The 21,404-nt window shown below is 66.4% G+C and carries 17 protein-coding genes; 6 read left to right on the plus strand and 11 right to left on the minus strand.

The genetic code is table 11. From position 1 onward, the window contains the following. Positions 1 to 29 precede the first annotated feature (29 nt). Positions 30 to 2,627, plus strand: coding sequence for a DUF1302 domain-containing protein (locus ACOOFO_RS15010; protein WP_420427559.1), 2,598 nt, complete (start codon positions 30 to 32; stop codon positions 2,625 to 2,627). 93 nt (positions 2,628 to 2,720) lie between these two features. Here ACOOFO_RS15010 and ACOOFO_RS15015 read toward each other — a convergent pair whose 3' ends face one another. From ACOOFO_RS15015 to ACOOFO_RS15065, 11 genes are all read right to left on the minus strand, one after another. After that, positions 2,721 to 5,723: an EAL and GGDEF domain-containing protein gene (locus ACOOFO_RS15015; RefSeq protein WP_420427560.1), complete on the minus strand. Its 3,003-nt coding sequence runs from the start codon at positions 5,721 to 5,723 to the stop codon at positions 2,721 to 2,723. A 230-nt stretch (positions 5,724 to 5,953) separates the two neighbouring features. Continuing rightward, complete coding sequence (locus ACOOFO_RS15020; protein ID WP_420427561.1) at positions 5,954 to 6,925, minus strand: ABC transporter ATP-binding protein; 972 nt, start codon at positions 6,923 to 6,925, stop codon at positions 5,954 to 5,956. Next, the gene (locus ACOOFO_RS15025) at positions 6,918 to 7,784 is read right to left on the minus strand and encodes an ABC transporter permease subunit (RefSeq protein WP_420427562.1); all 867 of its coding nucleotides are present in this window, start codon (positions 7,782 to 7,784) and stop codon (positions 6,918 to 6,920) included. Before ACOOFO_RS15025 ends, ACOOFO_RS15020 begins: the two co-directional genes overlap by 8 nt. Further along, complete coding sequence (gene oppB / locus ACOOFO_RS15030) at positions 7,781 to 8,707, minus strand: oligopeptide ABC transporter permease OppB (protein WP_420427563.1); 927 nt, start codon at positions 8,705 to 8,707, stop codon at positions 7,781 to 7,783. The genes ACOOFO_RS15025 and oppB overlap by 4 nt, the downstream gene beginning before the upstream one ends. Then, positions 8,704 to 10,323: a peptide ABC transporter substrate-binding protein gene (locus tag ACOOFO_RS15035; RefSeq protein WP_420427564.1), complete on the minus strand. Its 1,620-nt coding sequence runs from the start codon at positions 10,321 to 10,323 to the stop codon at positions 8,704 to 8,706. Before ACOOFO_RS15035 ends, oppB begins: the two co-directional genes overlap by 4 nt. Further along, on the minus strand, positions 10,284 to 11,525 hold the full coding sequence (locus ACOOFO_RS15040; protein WP_420427565.1) for a tetratricopeptide repeat protein: 1,242 nt from the start codon (positions 11,523 to 11,525) through the stop codon (positions 10,284 to 10,286). Before ACOOFO_RS15040 ends, ACOOFO_RS15035 begins: the two co-directional genes overlap by 40 nt. Continuing rightward, positions 11,522 to 12,145, minus strand: coding sequence for an energy transducer TonB (locus tag ACOOFO_RS15045; RefSeq protein ID WP_420427566.1), 624 nt, complete (start codon positions 12,143 to 12,145; stop codon positions 11,522 to 11,524). Before ACOOFO_RS15045 ends, ACOOFO_RS15040 begins: the two co-directional genes overlap by 4 nt. Beyond that, the gene (locus ACOOFO_RS15050; RefSeq protein WP_350204852.1) at positions 12,145 to 12,564 is read right to left on the minus strand and encodes a biopolymer transporter ExbD; all 420 of its coding nucleotides are present in this window, start codon (positions 12,562 to 12,564) and stop codon (positions 12,145 to 12,147) included. The genes ACOOFO_RS15045 and ACOOFO_RS15050 overlap by 1 nt, the downstream gene beginning before the upstream one ends. After that, positions 12,561 to 13,097: a MotA/TolQ/ExbB proton channel family protein gene (locus ACOOFO_RS15055; RefSeq protein ID WP_420427567.1), complete on the minus strand. Its 537-nt coding sequence runs from the start codon at positions 13,095 to 13,097 to the stop codon at positions 12,561 to 12,563. Before ACOOFO_RS15055 ends, ACOOFO_RS15050 begins: the two co-directional genes overlap by 4 nt. Further along, positions 13,094 to 14,476 carry a MotA/TolQ/ExbB proton channel family protein gene (locus ACOOFO_RS15060; RefSeq protein ID WP_420427568.1) on the minus strand — a complete coding sequence of 461 codons (1,383 nt, stop codon included), beginning with the start codon at positions 14,474 to 14,476 and terminating at the stop codon, positions 13,094 to 13,096. Before ACOOFO_RS15060 ends, ACOOFO_RS15055 begins: the two co-directional genes overlap by 4 nt. Next, positions 14,473 to 15,246 (minus strand): DUF3450 domain-containing protein, encoded by a 774-nt coding sequence (locus ACOOFO_RS15065; protein ID WP_420427569.1) that lies wholly within the window; start codon positions 15,244 to 15,246, stop codon positions 14,473 to 14,475. The genes ACOOFO_RS15060 and ACOOFO_RS15065 overlap by 4 nt, the downstream gene beginning before the upstream one ends. 471 nt (positions 15,247 to 15,717) lie before the next feature. On the opposite strand from ACOOFO_RS15065, the gene thiD reads away from it, so the two are divergent. From thiD to ftsY, 5 genes are read left to right on the plus strand one after another with little or no spacing between them, the layout of a single operon-like run. Further along, a complete protein-coding gene (gene thiD / locus ACOOFO_RS15070) occupies positions 15,718 to 16,512 on the plus strand; it encodes a bifunctional hydroxymethylpyrimidine kinase/phosphomethylpyrimidine kinase (RefSeq protein WP_420427570.1) in 795 nt (264 codons plus the stop codon). Next, complete coding sequence (gene thiE, locus ACOOFO_RS15075; RefSeq protein WP_420427571.1) at positions 16,509 to 17,168, plus strand: thiamine phosphate synthase; 660 nt, start codon at positions 16,509 to 16,511, stop codon at positions 17,166 to 17,168. Before thiD ends, thiE begins: the two co-directional genes overlap by 4 nt. Continuing rightward, a complete protein-coding gene (hemL, locus tag ACOOFO_RS15080) occupies positions 17,165 to 18,442 on the plus strand; it encodes a glutamate-1-semialdehyde 2,1-aminomutase (protein ID WP_420427572.1) in 1,278 nt (425 codons plus the stop codon). Before thiE ends, hemL begins: the two co-directional genes overlap by 4 nt. 21 nt (positions 18,443 to 18,463) lie before the next feature. Then, entirely contained in the window at positions 18,464 to 20,455 is a 1,992-nt protein-coding gene (locus ACOOFO_RS15085; RefSeq protein ID WP_420427573.1) for a DedA family protein, read from the plus strand. Continuing rightward, complete coding sequence (gene ftsY / locus ACOOFO_RS15090; RefSeq protein WP_420427574.1) at positions 20,452 to 21,396, plus strand: signal recognition particle-docking protein FtsY; 945 nt, start codon at positions 20,452 to 20,454, stop codon at positions 21,394 to 21,396. Before ACOOFO_RS15085 ends, ftsY begins: the two co-directional genes overlap by 4 nt. Positions 21,397 to 21,404 lie beyond the last annotated feature (8 nt).

A 21,404-nucleotide genomic window follows, 5' to 3' on the forward strand; every position in this document is an offset into this window, starting at 1 on the left:
CCCAACAACCTTGTAGAAGGGGGAGACACATGACTCAGGGTGACGCAGAAGCCCGCCGCCGCACGTCCTTGCGACGCGCGTGCCTCGCACTCGGCTGCCTGGTGGCAGCCAGCCCGGCCTGGGGTGCCAACTTCCGGCTGAGTGACGACATCGATCTGCAGATCAATACCAACATCATTGCGGGCGCGGGTTGGCGCATCAATGGACGCTCGACCGACCTGGTCGGCAAGTCCAATCTCGACCCGGGTGTCTGCGCTCGCCAGTTCCAGTCCTGTCAGGGCCTGTCGCGCGAGCAGTCCTATCCTGCGGAACGGCTGGCCAATGCTCCAGGCGCGCCCAGCGTCAACGGCGACGACGGCAACCTGAACTACGATCAATGGGACATCGTCCAGGCGCCGTTCCGCATCAATCAGGATTTCACCCTGAGCTTCGGCAACTTCGGGGTCTTCGGCCGCTGGCTGTGGTTCTACGACTTCGAGAACAACGATTTCACCGAATTCGCGCCCAACCGCATCACGCCGGACAACCTGGATGATGTCGTCATCACCGACGACCCGCGCATCTCCAATCGCTATCTCGACGCGGTCTTCGGTCCGGGCGGCGAAGTGCGCAGCAAGCGCACCCAGGGCCGCACGCTGGAGCAGATCGGCACCAACTTCCAGCTGCTCGATCTCAACTTTTTCGGCCGCATTCCGCTCGACCTGCCCTTCATCGGCGAGAAGGACCTGATCTTCCGGCTTGGTCGGCAGACAGTGAACTGGGGCGAATCCACGGTTCTGGTGATCAACAGCGTCAACCAGGCGAATCCGGCCAACGTGAACAACCTGTTCCGTACCGGCTTCACCCTCGACGAGGTTTTCACGCCGGTGGGCATGGCCTTCGCCAGCATCAACCTGACCAACACGCTGTCGCTGGAAGCCTACTATCAGTACGAATGGGATAGCGTGGAGATTCCTCCGCAGGGGAGCTTCTTCAGCTTCCTCGATTTCGGCACGCCCAACATCGGCCAGCAGCCGCAATCCGACCGTCTGGCGCCGGGCGCCTTCGACGGACAGACCCGCTTCCCTTCGGATGAAGTCGTGGTGGGCTCCTTCAACTCCAGTTTTGGCGGTGCGGCCGAGGACCCCTTCTTCCTGGGGGCCAACCTGGACAACGCCCTCAGCACGCTGACACCGACCACGGCCAGCATCCCGCGTCTGCCAGACGACAAGGCGCGCGATCAGGGGCAATGGGGCGTGGGCCTGAAGTGGTTCCTGCCCAATCTCAACTTCGGCACCGAGTTCGGTTTCTTCTTCATGAACTACCACTCGAAGCTGCCGTATCTGAATGCCTATTCGACCTCGGCCAGCTGCGCGCGGCCGGCGGGCAATCCACAGGGACTGTCCCCCACCACGACGACCGAGTTCCTGCAGGCCTGTGACAACGTGCCGCTCGCCTTCAGCACCCGAGGCTCTGTTCAGCTCGCGACCGATTTGGTCAGCCTTGCCACGCAACGGCCGGGCGTTCTTGCCGAATTGGGGCTCACCAATCTTGGGGCGGTGCAGGGACTTGCCAATTTGCTGGCGGGCGACCCCAACCAACCCGTGGACAGCATCGTCAGCTTCGACGATATCCGCTTCCAGCTCGATTATCCCGAAGACCGAAAGATGTTCGGCATCAGCTTCAACACGCCGGCGGGCTCGGACTACTCGCTGCAGGGTGAGATTGCCTACCGACCCAATCTGCCGCTACAGGTCTCCTTCACCGACGTCGCCTTCGCCGCGCTGGGTCCGTCACTGTCCGAGTGTCACCGCGAGGAAGTGGGCTGCGCCGGCGCTACCGCCGCAGAAGGCTTCAACGCCGAAGGCGAGCGTGTGATCTACGATCAGAACAATTTCGTCAACGCCGACGGCGAGAATCCCTATCCGGACACCATCAATCTGGCGGTGGGTGCGCTGCCCGGCGTGGCGCGTGCCTTCCCGAACTTCATCCTGCCCTATCGCGGCCAGGACATCGGCACCAACGAGGCGGGCAGCTTCATCCAGGGTTGGGAGCCCTTCGACGTGTTGCAGTACAACCTGGGCGCCACCCGCGTCTACGGCCAGTCGGAGTCCATCCTGGGTGCGGATCAGATCATCATGATCTATGAGGTGGGCGCGACCCATATCCCAGACTTCCCGGACTTCGATCAGCTGCAGATTCAGGGCCCGGACCGGCAGACCACCCACGCCAGTGCCGGTGCGGATGGCAGCGGTGCCGATGGCTCGCGCCTGGCCTGCTCGACCAACCCGGCCTGTTCGGTAGGGGTCGACGGCCTACGCTTCAACCCCTTCCAGGCCAAGCGCAGCGAATTCGCGCATAGCTTCTCCTGGGGTTACCGCATCGTCTCCATCATCCGCTACGACTCGGTGCTGCCGGGGCTGTCGATCGAGCCTACCCTGATCTGGGGGCACGACATCAACGGCAACGCACCGGGACCGGGCGGCAACTTCGTTGAAGGCCGCAAGACGCTGAACTCGACTTTCCAGTTCCGCTACAAGACAGCCTATTCCTTCAACATCTCCTACCAGCTGTTCACCGGCGGCGGCGCCAACCACGTGCTGCGTGACCGCGACAATCTCGGCTTCTTCTTCCGCGTGCAGTTCTAGGACGACGCCGGAGACGACACCCTGGGCCCCGGCGACCAATCGCCGGGGCTTTCTTATGGACGATGAGCGTGTCCGCTGCCGCAGGTGACAGCGTCAGGCGCTGTCGCGCACGATCTTGCCGTCATGGCTCAAGCGGCAGTTGTCGCGGACGAGGCCGGCAAAGGCCTCGGCACTCACGGCGCGGCTGAACAGAAAGCCCTGCATCTCGTCGCAACCCAGTTCGCGCAGCATGCTGACCTGTTCTGGCGTGTCGACGCCTTCGGCAATGACCCGCAAATGCAGGGACTTCGCGAGCGAAACAATCGCGGACACGATATTCATTGCCGATGGATTGACGGAGGACTCCACGACGAAGGATCGATCCACCTTGAGGGCACTGAGCGGCAGACGCGACAGGTAGCTGAGCGACGAATAACCGGTTCCGAAGTCATCGATCGCGATCGGAATACCGAGAGCGCATAGCCGCTGCAGCTGCGCCTGATTGCTGGCCAGATCCCGCATGAGGGTGGATTCGGTGATCTCGAGTTCGATGCCGCGGCCATCCCCCCATTCCGGCACGCTCAGCATGGCGGCGACATCGTCGACAAAGCTGGCCTGGCGGAACTGCATGACCGACACATTGACCGCCACCGGAGGGGCATCGAGGCCCTGCCTGATCCAGGATCGCCGATCGCGCAGCGCTTGTTCGATCGCCCAGCGGCCGACCTGCTGGATCAGACCGGTATCCTCCAGCAGGCGCACGATATGGGTGACGTTGAGACCTTCGTCTGCCGTCGGCCAACGCAACAGGGCTTCGGCGCCACAGATGCAGCCTGTGCGCAGGTTCAGCTTGGGCTGATAGTGCAACTCGAACTCCCGCGCCTCGACCGCGCTACGCAGCCGCCCCTCCAGGGATAGCCGCTGATGCACGGCGCGGTTCATCTGCGGTGCGTAGAAGACATAGTGTTCGTTGCCGTTCTTGGCCTTCTTCAGTGCCGCCTCGGCGTTGCCGAGCAGACTCTGGGCATCACAGCCGTCATCCGGATACAGCGCAATGCCGGTGCGCGCCGTCGGACGCAGCTCGATGCCGGAACGAATGAGCGGCTCGCCCAGGGTGGCCCACATGCGTTCCTCGACCAGCGCCGACAGATCCGACGCACTGTGGATATGCGGGATCACCATGGCAAAGCGGTCGCCCTCCAGCCGTGCGACATGCTCGTGGTCGCCGGCGAGTCGGACCAGACGCTCGCTGACGATGCGCAGCACGTCGTCGCCGGCCACCATGCCCAGTGCGTCGTTGACCGACTTGAAGCGCTCCATATCGAGCACCAGCAAGGCCATCTGACCGCCTTCGGTTTCCGCGCTCTGCATCATCTGACGCAGGCGCTCGACGAAAAGTGTGCGGTTGGCGAGGCCGGTGAGCGAATCGTGCAGGGCAAGAAAATCGATGCGCTGGCGTTGTTCGATGGAAGTCAGTGCAAAGGCGACGTCCCCAGCCAATTCCTCCAGTAGCCGCACTTCCTCAGCATCGAAGACCTCCACGTCGCCGGCATAGAAATTGATGCTGCCGACTACCCCGTCATCCCGCAGCAAAGGGACAGCAGCGCTGGATCGGAATCCACGCGCGAGCGCCGCCTCACGCCACGGCTCCATGCATGGGTCCTGGGCGATGTCGTTGACTACCACCGAACACGCATCGCGCAGCGCCCGCCCCGTCGGCCCCTGACCGCGTTTCTCATTGGGGTCCAGCGACACGGATGCCGTGGTAGCGTAGTCGTCGTGCGCACCGAAGGCCGCGGCCGTACGCACCTCGCCGGCCTCGTCCACCAAGGCGACCCAGGCCATCAGGAACCCCCCGCCCTCGACCGCGGTGCGGCAGGCATCGAGCAGCAGTTCCTGGGCGTCGGTGGCGCGTACGATCATCGCACTGACCTCGGACATCATCACGCGCATCCGGTGCAGTCGCTTCAGCGCCAGCTCGGCACGACGCCGTTCACTGATGTCGCGAATCGCGCTCACCACCAGCGAGCCGTCACTGGATTCAAGCGGGCTGAGGCTGACTTCGACGGGGAACTCGCTGCCGTCGCGTCGGCGTGCACGCAGGTCCAGGTCGCTGCCCATCGGACGCGCGCTGGGCTCGGCCGCGTAGTCGCGTCGGCGGCCGCGGTGTCCTTCGCGCAAGGCCTCCGGGAGCAGGATCTCGATCTGCTGGCCGATCAACTCCTCGCGCGCATACCCGAACAGCCGCTCGGTCTGGGCGTTGACCAGATTGATGCAGCCCTGGTCATCGACAATGACCATGGCATCGGGTGCACCCTCAATGGCGCTGCGAAAGCGCAGCGCCTGTCGGCGGTGCTCTCGCGCACGCCCGATCTCGCCGGCGAGCCAGGCGAGCAGCGCGTACTCCTCGTCCAAGAAGTACTCGCCCGGGCCGGGCGGCTCCTGGCGATAGCAGATATCGATGCGTCCCGCGGCGTGGCCATCAACCTCGATCAGCTCGGACATGGCCCAGGGCGTTTCCTCGAAAGCGTCGCTCTGGTGTGTGCCGCCGTCGAGCACGATGCGGGTCATCGCCAGGCCAGGGAATCGCCATGCCTCGGCCAGCGCGTGCGCCACTTCGTCGAGCAGCGTGGCCAACGGTACCTGCTGGCGATGCAGAATGGCCGTGACGCGACTGATGCAGTGCAGCTCCTTTATGCGTTCTCCCAGCGCCTCTTCCATCCGCTTGCGCTCACCGATATCGCGCACGCTGCATTGGATGACCTCGGCCTCGCCCAGGCATGATCGACTGCTGATCAGCTCGACGTCGATGGTGCCGCCGTCGTTGCGGCGGAAGCAGAGATCGCTGCGATGCATGCCGCCCTCGCGCCGCAGACGCGTGAAGACCGGTCGAAAGACGACAGCGCTGGCGGGCGCGAGGAGATTCCAGATCGACAGCGAGGCAAGGTCATCCGCGGTGTAGCCAAGCATCTGGGCAATGAAGGGGTTGGCCTCGACCACATCCCCCGAATCGCTGTCCAGGATGAGGATGCCCTCGCACAGGGCCTCGAAGAAATGGCGGTAGCGGTCGGGCGAAGAACGCCGCTCAGGGCGCGGCAGTGCGTGACTTGCACGCACCTTCGACACCATTGATGAGACCTGTTTAGAGGCACCGCTTTCCATAGCGCGAAAGGGTGCGTGACTGTGGGCCTCGTGCCATGTCCGACGCGTCCGACGGATTACGATGCCCGACAATCGGCGCTCGCATGCGGACCTTGCGCACCTTGTCGGTCACAAGGCGCAGAAGCCGTTGCTTGCGCGCTCGCGCTCCGTGCACGCGAGCTGCAGCACGACGTCCCACACAGACTTCAGCCCGGGTGGTGACAGGCTACGTGCGCGTTTGCCACCGCGGTAGGAAGCGGGCGCTCGCTGCAAATCGCGTCCGCGCGGGGGCAGCGTGGCGCGAAGGCACAGCCGGCTGGCAACGCGCGCGGGTCGGGCGGCGTGCCGGGTATGGCAGGGAGCGCTTCCCCACGCGGCCCTTCGAGCTGTGGCCGCGCCCGCAACAGACCTTGAGCATACGGGTGCTGCGGATGCATCAGCAAGGCTTCGGTCGGCGCGCTTTCGACGATGCGCCCGGCATACAGAACCGCAGTGGTGCGGCAACTCTGCGCAATCACGCCCAGGTCATGCGACACCATGATCAACGCCAGGTTCTGCTCGGCACGGATGTCGTTGAGCAGTGCGAGGATGCTGGCCTGCACTGTCACATCCAGCGCCGTGGTGGCCTCGTCAGCAATGAGCAGGCGCGGCCGGCAGGCCAGCGCCATGGCGAGCACGACCCGCTGGCGCATGCCGCCGGATAGCTCATGCGGATACTGCTGCAGGCGGCGGGCAGGCTGAGCGATGCGCACGCGGTCGAGCAGGCGGCGCGCCTCGGCCTGGGCGGCACTGCCGCGCGCAATGCCGTGGTATCGCATGCCTTCGGTCAGCTGTGTTCCGATGCGCAGAAAGGGGTTGAGGGCGCGCATCGGGTCCTGAAAGACCATCGCCATCTGCGGGCCGTTGAGGCGCCGCCGCTGCAGCGCGCGCATCCCCACCAACTCCTGGCCATCGAAGCGGATGCTGCCGGAGAGCCGGGCGCCTGGCGCGCTAAGCCCCATCAGCGCCAGCGCCAGTTGCGATTTGCCGGCGCCGGACTCGCCGACGATACCCAGACTGTCGCCGGCCGCAAGATCCAGATCGACGCCATTGACGGCCGCCACCGACCCACGCGCATCCATGATGCGCACACCCAGATCGCGCACCTTCAATAGCGGCTCGGCCTGGGTCTCAGTCATCGCGCGGGTCCAGCGCATCGCGCAGGCCATCGCCCATGAAGTTGAAGCAGAACAGCGTCAGCGCGAGCATGGACGCTGGCGCCAGCAGCGCCCAGGGCGCCAGTTGCATTTCGCGCGCGCCCTCGTTGACCAGACTGCCCCAGCTGGACTGCGGCTCCTGCACGCCAAGGCCGAGGAAGCTCAGGAAGGATTCGAACAGCATCACCTGCGGAATGGTCAGCGTGACGTAGACCGCCACCACGCCGAGCAGATTGGGCACGATGTGGCGCAGCAGGATGCGCGCCCCCGAACTGCCGCCAACGCGCGCGGCGTCGACGAAGGCCTGCTGCTTCAAGGCCAGGGTCTGACCCCGCACGATGCGCGCCATGTCCAGCCAGTTGATGGCACCGATGGCGACGAAGATCAGGATGAGCTGTCGTCCGAAGAAGACCATCAGCAGGATCACGAAGAACATGAAAGGCAGTGCATAGAGCACATCCACGATACGCATCATGATGCTGTCGACCCGGCCGCCCACATAGCCGGCCACGGCCCCCCAGGTCACGCCGATCACCAGCGATACCAGGGTCGCAACCAGCCCTACCGCCAGGCTGATCTGTCCACCTGACAATGTCCGCGCCAGGATGTCGCGACCCAGTGAATCGGTACCGAGATAGTGGCCGTGCGCGATGCCGGGCGGCTCGGCGAAGTGATCCCAGTCCAGGGCATCCGGTCCGTGCGGCAGCAGCCATGGCCCCACCATGCAGGCCAGTGCGATGACCAGCAGCAGGCAGCCCGCCACGACCGCTGCCGGCTGGGCGCGCAGGGCTTGCCGCCAGCGCGAAGGGGGTGCCGTGAACTCGATATCAGCGTTGTTCATGCGCGCTGCCGAAGACGCGGGTCGAGCACGCCGTAGAGCAGATCGACCACAAAATTGAAGGCGATGATCAGCCCGCCGTAGAACAGCACCAGGCCCAGCACCAGCGTGTAGTCGCGGTTGAGCGCGCCCTGTACGAAATGCCGGCCGAGGCCGGGGATGCCGAAAATCTGCTCCATCACCACCGAACCCGTGATCAGCGCGGCCGCGGCCGGCCCCAGATAGGAGACCACCGGCACCAGCGCAGGCCGCAGGGCGTGGCGTAGGATGACGGTGCGTGTGGGCAGGCCCTTGGCATAGGCGGTGCGGATGTAGTCGCTGGACAGGACCTCGATCAGGCTGCCGCGCAGCAGGCGCGCGACGTAGGCCACCTGCGGCAGCGCCAGCGCTATCACCGGAAGCACCAGGTGCCGCCAGCCGGCGTTCTCCCAGCCGCCGGCGGGCAGCCAGCCGAGATGCACCGCAAAGGCAAGGATGAGCAGGGGCGCGATCACGAAATTGGGAATCGAAATGCCGGTCATCGAGATCCCCATGACGATGTGGTCGGTCGCCCTGCCCCGCCGCAGTGCCGCGGTCACGCCGGCTGCTGTGCCCAGTGCCAGCGCCAGCAGTAAGGCCAGTCCGCCGATGGTCAGGGAGACTGGCAAGCCCGCGGCGATCAATTCGTTCACCGTGCGCCCCTCATAGCGGAAGGAGGGGCCGAGATCTCCCTGGGCGAGATTGCCCATGTAGATCAGATACTGCCGCCAGAGCGGTTCATCCAGATGATAGGCCGCCTCGATCTGGGCGCGGATGGTCTCCGGCATGACGCGCTCGTCATCGAAGGGGCCGCCCGGCGCGGCGCGCATCAGGAAGAAGGCCACCGTGATCAGCACCAGCAGGGTGGGCAGCGCCATCGCCAGCCGCCGGAAGGCGAAGCGCGTCATGGTGTATTGCCTTGCTGCAGATGCATGTAGCGCGTCAGGTGCACATCCATGATGTTGCCCTCCCAGCCGCGTACATGGTCTTTGACCAGCCGTCGGCTGGTGTAGAAGTAGATCGGCAGCACCGGCATGTCCGACAGCATCTGCGCTTCCGCGGACTCGAGATAGCTGCGGCGCTGCGCAGCGTCCGGCTCGGCTGCGGCGCGCTCGAGCAAGCGATCATAGTGCTCACTGGCATAGCCGGTATCGTTCAGACCATGGTCGCTGTGCAGGATCTCGACAAAGGTGAAGGCGTCGTTGTAGTCACCGATCCAGCCCGCACGGAAGACCTGTGTGTCCTGCTTGAGACGACGCGTGGTCAGGAAGACCTTGAACTCCTCGTTGATCAGTCGCGTGCGCACGCCCAGTGCTTCCTTCCACATCCAGGCGATGGCGATCGCGATCTTGCGATGGTTTTCCTGCGTGTTGTAACGCAGTTCCAGCTCCAGCGGTTGATCCTCGGAATAGCCAGCGGCGCGATACAGGGCGCGCGCCGCCTCCCGCCGTTGCTCCATTGACCAATCGGCCCACTCAGGCCGCTGCCCGCTGTAGTCGGGAATACCGGGTGGCACAAAGCCGTATGCCGGCTGTTCGCCGGTGCCCAGGATGCGCTCGGTGATGCGACGCCGGTCGATCACCATGGCCAGTGCCTTGCGCAGTTCGGGGGATCCGGCAAAGGGCGGCCGCGTCAGGTTGTAGCCGTAGTAGTAGATGCCGAGGTAGGGATGGGCGTGGAAGGCCTGCGCCAGATGCTCGCGCACCCAAGGCATGCGGGTGACTGGCACATCCGCCGTCCAGTCGATTTCACCGGCGCGAAAGCGCGCCAGCTCGGCGTCGATGTCCTCCGTGCTGTGATAGACCACGCGTTCGATGGCCACCGAATCCGCGGCGTGAAAATGCGGATTGCGCTCCAGCGTGACGTAGGACTGCAGCACGCGGTCGGCGAGTCGGTAGGCGCCGTTGCTGACCAGGCGGCCGGGACGGTCGAAGGCCTTGCCGTGCTCGGCAAGGCTCGGGCGATGGATCGGAAAGCTGGCCGGGTGGCTCAGCAGACCCGGCAGGTAGGGGGCCGGTGTGGCGAGCTCGATGCGCAGCCGGTGTGGCCCTAACGCGGTCACGCCCAGGGTGTCGGGGGCGGCCTTGCCGGCCAGAATGGCATCGGCGCCGGCGATGATCTCCAGCATCTGCGCGTAGTAGGAGCCGGTCGCGGGCGCGATGCTGCGCTGCAGCCCGGCCACGAAGTCCTCGGCCGTCACCGGGTCGCCATTGGACCAGCGCGCTGTTTCGCGCAGCGTGAAGTCCCAGCGCAGGCCATCTTCGCTCACCGTCCAGCGAGACGCTGCACCGGGTGCGGGGCGGCCAGCGCGATCGAGGGTGACCAGGCCCTCGAAGAGATCGCGCAGGATGTGCGAAGAGGCCACGCTGGTGGCGCGGTGTGGGTCCAGGGTCTCGGGTTCGGCGCCGTTGCCACGATGCAGCGTCTGCGCCTGGAGCGGCAGCGCCGCGCTCGCCAGACACAGACCAGCGGCCAGAAGCCCGCTCAGCCAGCCTCGACGCTGCGTTCGATGAAGTCGAGCCATTGCTGGGCTGCCTGCCTCTGCTGCGGATCGTCGCGCGCTGCCTGCAGCGCTGAGCGCGCAGTGTCGACATCGCCGGCGCGCCAGGCGGCGATGCCCATCTGATAGCGTACTTTGGCAGGTGTCTCGACGCCGCGCTGCAGCGCGTCGGAGAAAGCCTGCACGGCCGCCTGCCAGTTGCCGCGTTCGACGCGGACCTGGCCGAGGCGCACCAGCAGCTTGGCCCTGCCGCCGGCATCGGCGGCAGCCAGCAGCGCCTCGTCGGCGCGCAGCCACTCGCGTGCGCCGATCCAGGCATTGGCCAGCGCCTCCAAGGTCTCGGCCGATCGCGGCAAGCGGCCCTGCGCCATGGCGTCGCGCAGCACCACCCCGGCCTTGTAGGGAATATCCAGGGCGCGATACAGATTGGCGAGATTGCGCACGGCCTCGGGTGATTCGAGCAACCCAAGGCGTCGGCTGAGGGCCTGCGCCGCGAGCGCACGTCGCCGGTCACCAGCCTCGAAATAGGCGCCGACCAACTGCTTCCAGGCGCTGACATCCAGCGGCGCCCGGCCGATCAGCACCAGCAGCACCTCGGCAGCAGCGTCATAGCCGCCCGTCTCGAAATGCAGGCCGAGCTTGAAGCGCAACCAACTCGTCTCAATGGGCGCCTCTGCCTTGGCAAAGGCTGCTTCCACCTGCACCAGGCTCTCGCGATAGCGTTCCTGCTCAGCCAGTGCGGATGCCAGCAGCATGTGGGCGCGTGCCGGCGGCGCCTCGCAGGCCTCGGCAAGGTAGCGACGCAGCGTGTCGATGCCGATGTCGGTGCGTCCGAGCGCGATCTGCAGCTGCGCCGTGTTGTAGCGCAGCTGCTGCTGCGGCGTGCGCGGCAGCGCCTCCATTGCCAGTGCCTCGGCGAAGGCATCCAGCGCCTGCGCGTCGCGGCCACTCTCGACATAGGCATAGCCCAGGGTCTGCAGCACCACGGCGCGCTCATAGCCTTCGACGTTGTCCGCCAGCGTGGCGAGCTTGTCCGCGGCCTGGGCGGCATCGCCCTCCTGGATCGCGCGCGAGGCCGACTCAAGCCGGCGATACACCGGCTCGCGCAGCGTCTGCGTGTTGTCCTCGGCCGCGCAGTCACGCTGCGCCTGCGCCGGCGATGGCAGCGTCAGCAGCACGATCAGGGCGCACTGTGCGATCAGCGCCTGGCCGGATCGGCGATTCATTCGAGACGGAAGATCATGGTGTATTGACCAGTGGATTCCACCGGCTCCCCGGCCACGGTCCGTGGCTTGAAACGCCCGCGCATGGCGGCGGAGACCGCGGCCGCCTCGAAGTAGCCTCGTGGCTGCGCTTCCAGTACCCGCGCATCCTTCACCGTGCCGTCGGGGCGCACCGTGACCTCCAGCCGTACCCGTCCCTCGACGCCGTCGCGCGCGGCGTTACGCGGATAGCGCGGCGTCAGCCGCACCAGCGGTATCAGCTGCGAATCACCCTGGTTGCCGGTCCCGGGCTGGGCCTGGCCGATGAAGGGGCCGCCGCTGACATCGGCTGCCAGATCCAGGCGCGGCGCCTCGATGCGTGGCGCCGGCGCATCCGGGGCCTGCTCGACATCCACCTGTGGCTGCGGCGGAGGCGGCGGCGTATCCGGCGGCTCCGGGGGTTCGGGCTTGGCGCGATCCCGGGTCCGGGTCTGCTCCTCGCGTTCCACGCGCACGAAGTCGACCGCCTGGTAGGACTCCAGCTCAGGCGCGTCCTGGTCGCCCGAAAGCACTAGGTACTGCATCACCCAGAACAGCGCGAGCACCACGCCGAGGGCAGCCAGCAAGGCAAGGGCGGCGCGCATCAGGAGCCGCTGCCACCGCCCTGCTCAGCCGCGATCGAGATATTGCTCACGCCGGCCAGCCGGATCTGATCCATGACCCGCACCAGCAGACCGGTGCGGGAGTCGGTATCGGCCTGAATGACCACCGCCCCTTCCGGATTCTCGGCGTGCAATCGCTCGATGTTGGCGCGCACCGCGCGCAGATCGACCTGTCGACGGTCGATCCAGACCTCGCCGTTATCGCGGATGGCGACGAGGATGTTGCCCCGCTCGCGCCGCTCGGCCGTTTCGGCCGAAGGCCGGGTGACATCCACCCCCGCCTCCTTGACGAAGGAGGTGGTGACAATGAAGAAGATCAGCATGATAAAGACGATGTCCAGCATCGGCGTCAGGTCGATGCCGGCCTCTTCCTCGCGGCTGCGGTGGCTGCGACGGCTCATCGGTGCGTCACCATGTGGTCGTGCAGCGCGCGCGTGCTGTGCTGCATCAGATGTTCAAAACGGGACACCGGGTAGATACCGGACAGCGCCAGCACCATGCCCGACAAGGTCGGCAGTGTGGCCGCGGACACGCCGCTTGCCATCGCCCGCGCATTGCCGGTGCCCTGCACCGCCATCACCTCGAAGACCTGGATCATGCCGGTCACGGTACCGAGCAGACCGATCATGGGGCAGGTGGCGACAATGGCCTTGATCACCGGCAAGCTGCCGCGTAGCTGCAGTCGGGCTTCCGAAATCAGGCGTTCCTTGACGCGCTGTGCGTACCAGGAGCTGTGATCGCTGCGCGCGTCCCAGCGCGCCTGTACCTGCTGCAGCAGGCGACGCCGGGTGAAGATCACAAAGAAGGTGCGCTCGAAGATCAGCGTCCACATCAGCAGCGCCACCGCCAGAAGGAGCATGACCACCGGTCCGCCCGCCTCAATGAAGAGACGGATGCCGGTCAAGGACAGCGCATCCTGCAGCGGCGCCATCATGACCGGCGCTGCTCCGCGAGTTCCGCCACCATGCCGGCGCTCTGCTCTTCCAGCACCTGGATGACGCCATCGGCGCGCGCGCGCAGGGCGCTGTGCAGCAGCACCAGCGGAATCGCCATGATGAGGCCGAGCACGGTGGTCACCAGCGCCTGCGAAATGCCATCGGCCATCAGTTTCGGATCGCCGGTACCGAACAGGGTGATCTGCTGGAAGGTCAGAATCATGCCGGTCACAGTGCCGAGCAGCCCCAGAAGCGGGCCGACCGCAGCCAGGACCTTGATCGCGCCCAGGCCACGCTCAATGCCCGGCAGCTCGCGCAGCACGGCGTCATCGAGCTGCAGCTGCAGAGTTTCGGTATCGGCATCCGGCCGATAGCTGGCCAGCACGCGCCCCAGCGGATTGTCGTCCGCGGGCTGGTCGATGCGCTGCGCCTGGCGGCGTACCGCGCCGGTGACGCGTACCAGCGCCAGCGCGCGCCACAGCGCGATGGCAAATCCGATGAGGGCGAGACCGATGATGATGCGCCCGACCAGCCCACCGGCGTCGACGTACTCACCGATGCTCGGTCGCTTCACCAGCGTGGTAAGCAGCGCGCCGCGGGTCGGGTCGATGACCGCGGTCTGCAGGCCGCCATCCGCCGCGTACAGCGCCCGCGCGGTAGCCGCAGCGCCGCCGCCGGGCTGACGCGACAGCTCGAAGTAACGTTGTGATTCGGGCAGGTACCCCAGAAATCCGGCCGCGTCGACTGCCGAAAACGGTCCAATGCGCAGTACCTCGGACCGGCGTACCTCGCCGTCCGCAGCCACCACCGGGGCCTCGAAGCGTACGACTTCGCCGGCGGCGGTCATCTCGCGCAGAATTTCAAAACGCAGCGCCTCCAGGGTGTCGATCGACGGCAGGGCCTCGCGCTGGGCAGCCTCCTCGAGAAAGGCGCGGCGCTCCGGGTACTGGGCAGAGATCAGCGAGGCTTCGAGCAGGCCAGCGGTATCGCCCGCGACCTGACGGTAGACCCCGAAGAGTTCGCCAACCGCGCCGGCCTTGTTCTGTATTTCGGTTTCGAGTTCGCTCAGCGTGGCTTCGTTGTCGTCGAACTGTGCGGATAAGGCATCCGCGCGCTGCTGCGCGGCGTCCAGCCGCTGCTCCGCCTGGCGCAGCTTCTGTTGCTGCTGATCGCGTTCCTCGAGGAAGGCAGCCTCGCGCTCGCGATGCAGCGCCTGCTCGCGCTGTCGGGCGGCGCGCGTTTCTTCCAGCAACTGCTGCAGGGTGTTCGCCGAGGCCTCGGAGTCGCTGGTCTGCGCCAGCACCGACTGCGGCCCGGTACCGAGTGCGACCCCCAGCAAGGCGATCCACAGCATCCGATGCGTGCGGGAGGATTTCATGGGGTCACCTCCGGGGCGTAGACCGGCGCGCGCAGCAGTTCCGGCGCGGCGCGCTTTTCGGCCACGCGCAAACCGCGACGGACCGCGTCACGGTAGTCGTCATCCTCGACGAAGGCAGCGCGCTGGCGATCCCAGTAACCAGCCTCCTTGCCGTCGCGGGTCTGGTACAGCAAGGCCACGCGGCCCACGCGGAGGAAGGTCACGCTGCGCCCTTCCTCGCCCTCACCAAGCGTGCCTTCGTAGCTGCCGATGGTCCGCCCGTACTCCAGTTCGATCTGATAGGCCTCCAACAGGCGCCGATACTTTTCCGACACAGTGACATCGGCGCGGTCCATCATGGCCTGGAGACTCTGCAGCCGCTGGCGCCGCTCCCGCGGCAGGAAGGGCACGTCGAGGGCCACGAAACGCTCCAGGGTCTCGAGCAGATCCTCCAGGTGCGGATAGATCTGGCGGTTAGTCTCGTCGATGCGCGTCAACTGGTCGCGCTTGCTGCTGATCTCCTCCTCCTGCGAAGCGACCAACTTTTCAATGCGGCGGTTGTAGCGTTCGAGGGTTTCGGCTTCGCGCAAGGTTTCGCGATAGCGCTGCAGCAGGGCCCGCGTTTCATCGTCCAGCGCGTCGATGCGACGCTGCGACGCAGCCGCAGCGCGCTCGGCGGCTTCCTGCGTATCCAGGCTCTGCTCGACGGTATCGCTCTGCGCCTGCGCGCCCGGTAGCACAGCAAGAAGGCCCAGCAGCAGCCAGGATGCCAGGGCGGTACTTCGGTACATACAGACTCCGCTTCCGGTCCATTGTGGAGCCGGTCGAGAATGGAGGGTGCGACCCGGCGGCGACGCCCGCGCCGTAACGAGACTCAATTGCCGTTAGCCTACACCATCCATTGGGCGCACAGCGATGTCACAGTATGCGCCAACAAGGCCCGCAATCACGGGCTTTCTGACCGATGTGGCCTTAGCGGAAAGCCTAAAAGAAGAATCTTGGAAATCCGTCTAAACGCACGCCCACAAAGGAAAAAGCGCGTTTTCTCACAGTCCTTGTGGATAAATATGTTGACAAGGGCTGGTCAAGTCGGCGAAAGCCTCCATGAGACAAGGAAGCTCCCGGTCGCGGTCAAATCGTAACCACTTTGACACTATGCTTTAGAATCAATTGGTTAACGCAAATCCACTCGGCACGCCGCGATCCGGACCGGCCGAGAAAAAGCTTGACAGATCCCCCTGCTCCGAGTTTGTGCATAAGCCGTGGAACATACTGCACCGCAACATCCGCCCATCGTCCTCTGTATCAGCGGCCACGATCCCAGCGGCGGCGCCGGTTTGCACGCCGACATCGAGGCGTGCCACGCCTGGGGGGCGCACGCCATGGGGGCACTGACCGCGCTGACCATCCAGGACACCCGCAACGTCCACGCCGTGCGCGCCCTCGACCCCGAATGGTTTGAAGCCCAGCTGCAGCGCCTGGATGCTGATTGCGAAATCCATGCAGTCAAGTTCGGTGTGCTGGGCAGCGTTGAGCAGGTCGAGATCGCCGCCCGATGGGTGCGCCGCTGGCAGTTGCCAACGGTGCTCGACCCCGTCTTGCAGGCCGGCGGGGGCGCCGAACTGGCCGGGCAGCCGATCGCGCGCGCACTGCTCGATACCTTGCTGCCGCTGGCCACTGTCGTCACCCCGAATGCCGCCGAGGCACGCCTGCTCAGTGGTGTTCAGGCACTGCCCGAGGCGGCTGCAACCCTCGGCGCGCGCGGCCCGGCCCATGTGCTGGTCACCGGTGGCGACGAAGCCGGTACGGCGCCGCGCACCGACTGGCACTGGCATGACGGCACCATGCGCGCGCTCCATCGCCCGCGCTGGGCACAGAGCTACCACGGCGCGGGTTGCACGCTGGCCGCCAGCATCGCCGCGCTGCTGGCGCGCGGCCTGCCCGCCGAAGCCGCCATCGATCAGGCCAGCGCGCAGGTGCATCGCTGGTTGGGCAGCCCCAAGGTCATCGGCGGTGGTCGGCCCAGTCCGCTGCGCCAGGGGCCGGTCACGCCATGACTGCCGCGCCCACCCCGCGCGGCCTCTATGCCATCACCTCCGACGCGCTCTGCCGCGACGCCACAGTCCTGAAGCAAGGCGTGCGCGACGCACTGCGGGGCGGCGCCGTAATGATTCAGTATCGTGACAAGCAGGCCACAGCCAGCCAACGCCTGGCCCGCGCCGAGGCGCTCTGCGCGCTGTGCCGAGACCACGGCGTTCCGTTGATCGTCAACGACGACATCGACCTGGCGCGCGTGATCGGTGCCGACGGCGTCCACCTCGGCCGCAGCGACGGCACCGTGGATGCGGCGCGCCAGGCGCTGGGTGCGCACGCCATCGTCGGCATCAGTTGTGGACCGATGCCCGAACGCGCGATGCAGGCCGAGGCCGAAGGGGCCAGCTATGCCGCAATCGGCAGACTGTTTCCCTCCCAGACCAAACCGAGTGCACCGGCGGCGCGGCTGGATGATCTGCGCGCAGCGCGGGCCGCTCTCCGCATCCGCCTGTGCGCCATCGGCGGCATTACACCCGCCCATGCCCCCACGGTGGTCGCCGCCGGGGCCGATCTGCTGGCCGTGGTGGCCGGTGTCTTCGACACACAGGATGTGGCCAGCGCCGCGGCGGCCTACACTGCCGCCTTCCAGACATCGACAGGAAAGACGCAGGAGCCATGACGCAATCCGAAGCGCTCTACGCACGTGCCCAGCAATCCATTCCCGGTGGCGTGAACTCCCCCGTCCGTGCCTTCCGCTCGGTGGGCGGTACGCCGCGCTTCATCGAGCGCGCGCAGGGCGCCTGGATGACCGACGTCGACGGCAACCGCTATGTGGACTACATCGGGTCCTGGGGGCCGATGCTGCTTGGCCATTCGCATCCCGACGTGGTCGCAGCCGTGCAGACACAGGCCGAGGCGGGCATCAGCTTTGGCGCTCCAACCCGCGCCGAGATCGAGATGGCCGAAGCCATTCGAGAGCGCGTACCCAGCATGGAGAAGCTACGCCTCAACAGTTCCGGCACCGAGGCGACCATGTCGGCCGTGCGGCTGGCGCGCGCCGCGGCGGGACGCGACGGCATCATCAAATTCGAAGGCTGCTACCACGGCCACAGCGACAGCCTGTTGGTGAAGGCGGGCTCGGGCATGCTCACCCACGGCGTACCGTCGTCGCCCGGCGTACCGGCGGACTTGGCGGCCCATACCTTCACCGCCACCTACAACGACCTCGACAGCGTGCGTGCGCTGTTCGAGGCGCAGCCGGAGACCATTGCCTGCGTCATCGTCGAGCCGGTGGCCGGCAACATGAACCTGGTGCCGCCCGATGCGGATTTCCTGCCGGGCCTGCGCGCCTTGTGTGACCAGTACGGCGCCCTGCTCATCTTCGATGAGGTGATGACCGGCTTCCGCGTGCACCCCGGCGGCGCGCAGGCACTCTACGGCGTGAAGCCGGATCTCACCGCGCTTGGCAAGATCGTCGGCGGCGGCATGCCGGTGGGTGCCTTTGGCGGTCGCGCCGAGCTGATGGATCAGCTCTCTCCGGATGGCCCGGTCTATCAGGCCGGTACCCTGTCCGGCAGCCCCTTGGCAACGGCAGCCGGATTGGCCACCTTGCGCGCGATCACCGACGAAGTGCATGCCCGCGCCAGCCGCCATACCCAGGCACTGTGTGAGGGCCTGCAGGCATCGGCTGAGCGGCATGGAGTGGCCTTCACAGCCCAGCATCTGGGTGCCATGTTCGGCCTCTACTTCACCGCCGAGGCCCCCGTGCGCAGCTATGCGCAGGTCACGCACTGCGATGGCGAAGCCTTCAAGCGCTTCTTTCACGGCATGCTCGAACGCGGCGTCTACTTCGCCCCTTCGACCTTCGAGGCCGGCTTTGCCTCAGCCGCGCACGGCGCGCAGGAGCTGGAGGTCGTACTGGAAGCGGCAGACGCGGTCTTCGCCCGCCTCTAGGAACGGCCCGACCGCCGTTCCATGGAGCGCTTTCAGCCGCTGTTCGACTGGATCGCGGCCCATCCCGAAGCGGCATTGGGCCTGCTTGCCTTTGCCGCCTTCTTCGATGCGCTGTTGCTGGTGGGATTTCTGCTGCCGAGCTATCTGGTCCTGCTCGGCATCGGGGCGCTGATCGCGCTGGATGCCCTCAGCCTGTGGCCAGCGGTGCTCGCTACCGCCGCAGGCGCTGCACTGGGCGACGCCTTCAACTACTGGCTCGGCAAGCGTTATCTGGACCGCTTGACGGCCCATCGCCGCATGGCGCGCTTCCGTCACACCGTGATGCGTACGCGTACCTTCTTTCACCGGCGTGGCGGGCTCGCGCTGGTCGCCTCGCGGTTGTTTGGCCCGACGCGTCCAGTGGGGCCGATGATTGCCGGTGCCACCCCAATGCCCCCGCTGCGCTTTGCCGCCTGGACTGTCTTCTCCTGTCTGCTGTGGGCGCTGGTTTTCATTCTCCCTGGCGTGGCCCTGGGCGCCTCGCTGCAGCTGGCGGCCGAAGTGGCCACACGTCTGGTGCTGGTCCTCATCGGCCTGATCGCGCTGATCGGTGGCATTGCCTGGGTCACCACGGTGTTGGTGCGCTTTTCGACCTTCCACGCCGAGCGCTGGCTGCACGATCTGATGGCCTGGTCGGCGCATCATCGCCGTCTCGGGCTGCTGCCGCGCTGGCTGGCGGACCCGCGCTATCCGGAGACGCCCGCCCTGCTGCTCATTGCCTTCCTGTTGCTGGCAGTGGGCTGGACCGCCCTGCAGCTGAGCTGGGGTCCTGCGCGCGATGTTCCGATGGCGATCGATGTGGCGGTTTATCGACAAATGGCCGCCCTGCAGACGCCCTGGGCAGTCACCATTGCCGAAGGCATTGCCCATCTCGGTGATGTCACCGTGGTGCTGACTACGAGTACCGCCTTGGTGATCACGCTGTTCGCCCTGCGCCGCGGACGCGCAGCCGCCCACGTTCTGGCTGCCCTGGGCTTTGCCAGCATCATCAGTCTGGGCCTCTCGCGCGGCCTGCAGGCGGCGGATCCGGCCGATTTCTTCGCGGGCGCCACCACGCGAGCCTATAGCGGGGCCGACCTGATCCTGACCTGCGCCCTCTTCGGCCTACTGCCGCTGCTGCTGGCGCGACCAGGCGGCACCCCCCTGAGCCTGTTCTACTATCGCGTCGCCTTCACCATGCCGGCGCTCATCGCTGCGGCGCAGCTCTACGTTGGCCGTCAATGGGCTTCCGTGGCACTGGCGTGCCTTGCGCTCGGGGCGCTATGGATGCTGGCCCTGGGTATCGGCTATCGCCGCCATCGGCGACAACCCGTGCTGGCACGACGTCTGCTGCCTCCCGTGGCGATGAGCTTCATCGCGGCAGCGACCGTGCTCTGGCCCGACGATCTCCGACGGTCGACTCCACTACCGGACCCGCAAGCCATCGCGCACGAGCAATGGTGGTGGTCGGGGCTGCCGGCGGAATTGCTCGACGCGGCACCCCGCAGCCCCTTTGACGGCCCACCGGTCCAGATCCAGTGGCGGGCCACCTCGGCGGCGCGTGACCGCGTGCTGACGGCGGCAGGTTGGGAAGCCACCACGCCCTGGAGCTGGACGTCGGCGCTACGCACGCTGTCCATGCGCACGCCCATCACGCAGCTCCCCCTGCCTCCTCGGCAACGCGGCCTGCAGCTGCCCGAGGCCATGTTCCAGCAGGAGACCGCGCAGGCGGATCGACTCGCCGTGCTCTATCTTTGGCGCGCCCCCGCTACCATCGAGCAACAGCCGGTCTGGCTGGGCACACTGCAGTTCGTGACCACGCGCCGAATACTCGGTGTTCTGCGCGTGCCCTACACTGAGGGCAATGCACCGGAGGCGCAACGCTGGTTGGGCGGGCTTCCAAACACGCAGCTACGCCGCGCCGCGCGCGATGTCGATGGGGCATCGGAAGCGCCCGGTGCATTGCTGCTGCACACCACAACCTTGGAACCATGAGCAACGAAAGCCTAGTCAAGCGCATGCGTGCGCAACTCAATCGGGGTGACTCCTGGCTGACCTACGATCTCAATCGTCTGTTCACGCGCGACAAACTCGATGATTCAGCGCTTGAGGAAATCGAGATGCGACTGCTGGGGGCCGATGCCGGCATCGAGGCCACCGAGTGGCTCGTGGACAAGCTGCGTGCCGATGTCCTTTCCAGCCGGGTCAAGACGGCCGAGCAGCTGCGCGACCGCCTGTGCGCACTGCTGACGGAGTGGCTGCAGCCGGTCGAACAGCCGCTGGAGATTCCCGATTTCATCCGGCCGTACATCCTCTTCGTGGTGGGCATCAACGGCTCCGGCAAGACCACCACCATCGGCAAGCTGGCGGCCCACTACAAGGCGCAGGGCCGCAAGGTCCTGCTGGCCGCAGGCGATACCTTCCGCGCCGCCGCCACCGATCAGCTGCGGCAATGGGCACAGCGCATTGACGTTCCCATCGTCGCGCAGCAGGAGGGCGCCGACCCGGCCAGCGTCATCTTCGACGCGGTGACCTCGGCGACGCAGCGTGGCGCCGACCTGATCATCGCCGATACTGCTGGACGTCTGCATACGCAGGCGCATCTGATGGAGGAACTGCGCAAGGTCAAGCGCGTGATCCAGAAGCACGATCCCTATGCGCCGCATGAGAGCCTGCTGGTCCTTGACGGCACCCAGGGCGGCAATGGACTGGTGCAGGCCAAGCAGTTCCACGAGGCCCTCGGCCTGACCGGTGTGGCCGTGACCAAGCTCGATGGCACCGCGCGCGGCGGCATCCTGCTGGCCTTGGCCAAGCAACTGAGCCTGCCGGTACGTTACATCGGCATTGGCGAGAGTGTGGACGACCTTATCCCTTTCAATGCTGCCGCCTTCTCGCGCGCACTGGTGGACGGTGCCAGTGCCAGCCACGACCGCTGAGCGCGCCA

It is taken from the genome of Algiphilus sp. (assembly GCF_965216485.1).
Taxonomy (GTDB): domain Bacteria; phylum Pseudomonadota; class Gammaproteobacteria; order Nevskiales; family Nevskiaceae; genus Algiphilus.

What these genes read in the sequence shown, in the direction of transcription:
- ACOOFO_RS15010 (WP_420427559.1), top strand. Translation starts at nt 30, where the DNA reads ATGACTCAGGGTGACGCAGAAGCCCGCCGCCGCACGTCCTTGCGACGC.
- ACOOFO_RS15020 (WP_420427561.1), bottom strand. Translation starts at nt 6,925, where the DNA reads ATGACTGAGACCCAGGCCGAGCCGCTATTGAAGGTGCGCGATCTGGGT.
- ACOOFO_RS15025 (WP_420427562.1), bottom strand. Translation starts at nt 7,784, where the DNA reads ATGAACAACGCTGATATCGAGTTCACGGCACCCCCTTCGCGCTGGCGG.
- oppB (WP_420427563.1), bottom strand. Translation starts at nt 8,707, where the DNA reads ATGACGCGCTTCGCCTTCCGGCGGCTGGCGATGGCGCTGCCCACCCTG.
- ACOOFO_RS15035 (WP_420427564.1), bottom strand. Translation starts at nt 10,323, where the DNA reads ATGGCTCGACTTCATCGAACGCAGCGTCGAGGCTGGCTGAGCGGGCTT.
- ACOOFO_RS15040 (WP_420427565.1), bottom strand. Translation starts at nt 11,525, where the DNA reads ATGAATCGCCGATCCGGCCAGGCGCTGATCGCACAGTGCGCCCTGATC.
- ACOOFO_RS15045 (WP_420427566.1), bottom strand. Translation starts at nt 12,145, where the DNA reads ATGCGCGCCGCCCTTGCCTTGCTGGCTGCCCTCGGCGTGGTGCTCGCG.
- ACOOFO_RS15050 (WP_350204852.1), bottom strand. Translation starts at nt 12,564, where the DNA reads ATGAGCCGTCGCAGCCACCGCAGCCGCGAGGAAGAGGCCGGCATCGAC.
- ACOOFO_RS15055 (WP_420427567.1), bottom strand. Translation starts at nt 13,097, where the DNA reads ATGATGGCGCCGCTGCAGGATGCGCTGTCCTTGACCGGCATCCGTCTC.
- ACOOFO_RS15060 (WP_420427568.1), bottom strand. Translation starts at nt 14,476, where the DNA reads ATGAAATCCTCCCGCACGCATCGGATGCTGTGGATCGCCTTGCTGGGG.
- ACOOFO_RS15065 (WP_420427569.1), bottom strand. Translation starts at nt 15,246, where the DNA reads ATGTACCGAAGTACCGCCCTGGCATCCTGGCTGCTGCTGGGCCTTCTT.
- thiE (WP_420427571.1), top strand. Translation starts at nt 16,509, where the DNA reads ATGACTGCCGCGCCCACCCCGCGCGGCCTCTATGCCATCACCTCCGAC.
- hemL (WP_420427572.1), top strand. Translation starts at nt 17,165, where the DNA reads ATGACGCAATCCGAAGCGCTCTACGCACGTGCCCAGCAATCCATTCCC.
- ACOOFO_RS15085 (WP_420427573.1), top strand. Translation starts at nt 18,464, where the DNA reads ATGGAGCGCTTTCAGCCGCTGTTCGACTGGATCGCGGCCCATCCCGAA.
- ftsY (WP_420427574.1), top strand. Translation starts at nt 20,452, where the DNA reads ATGAGCAACGAAAGCCTAGTCAAGCGCATGCGTGCGCAACTCAATCGG.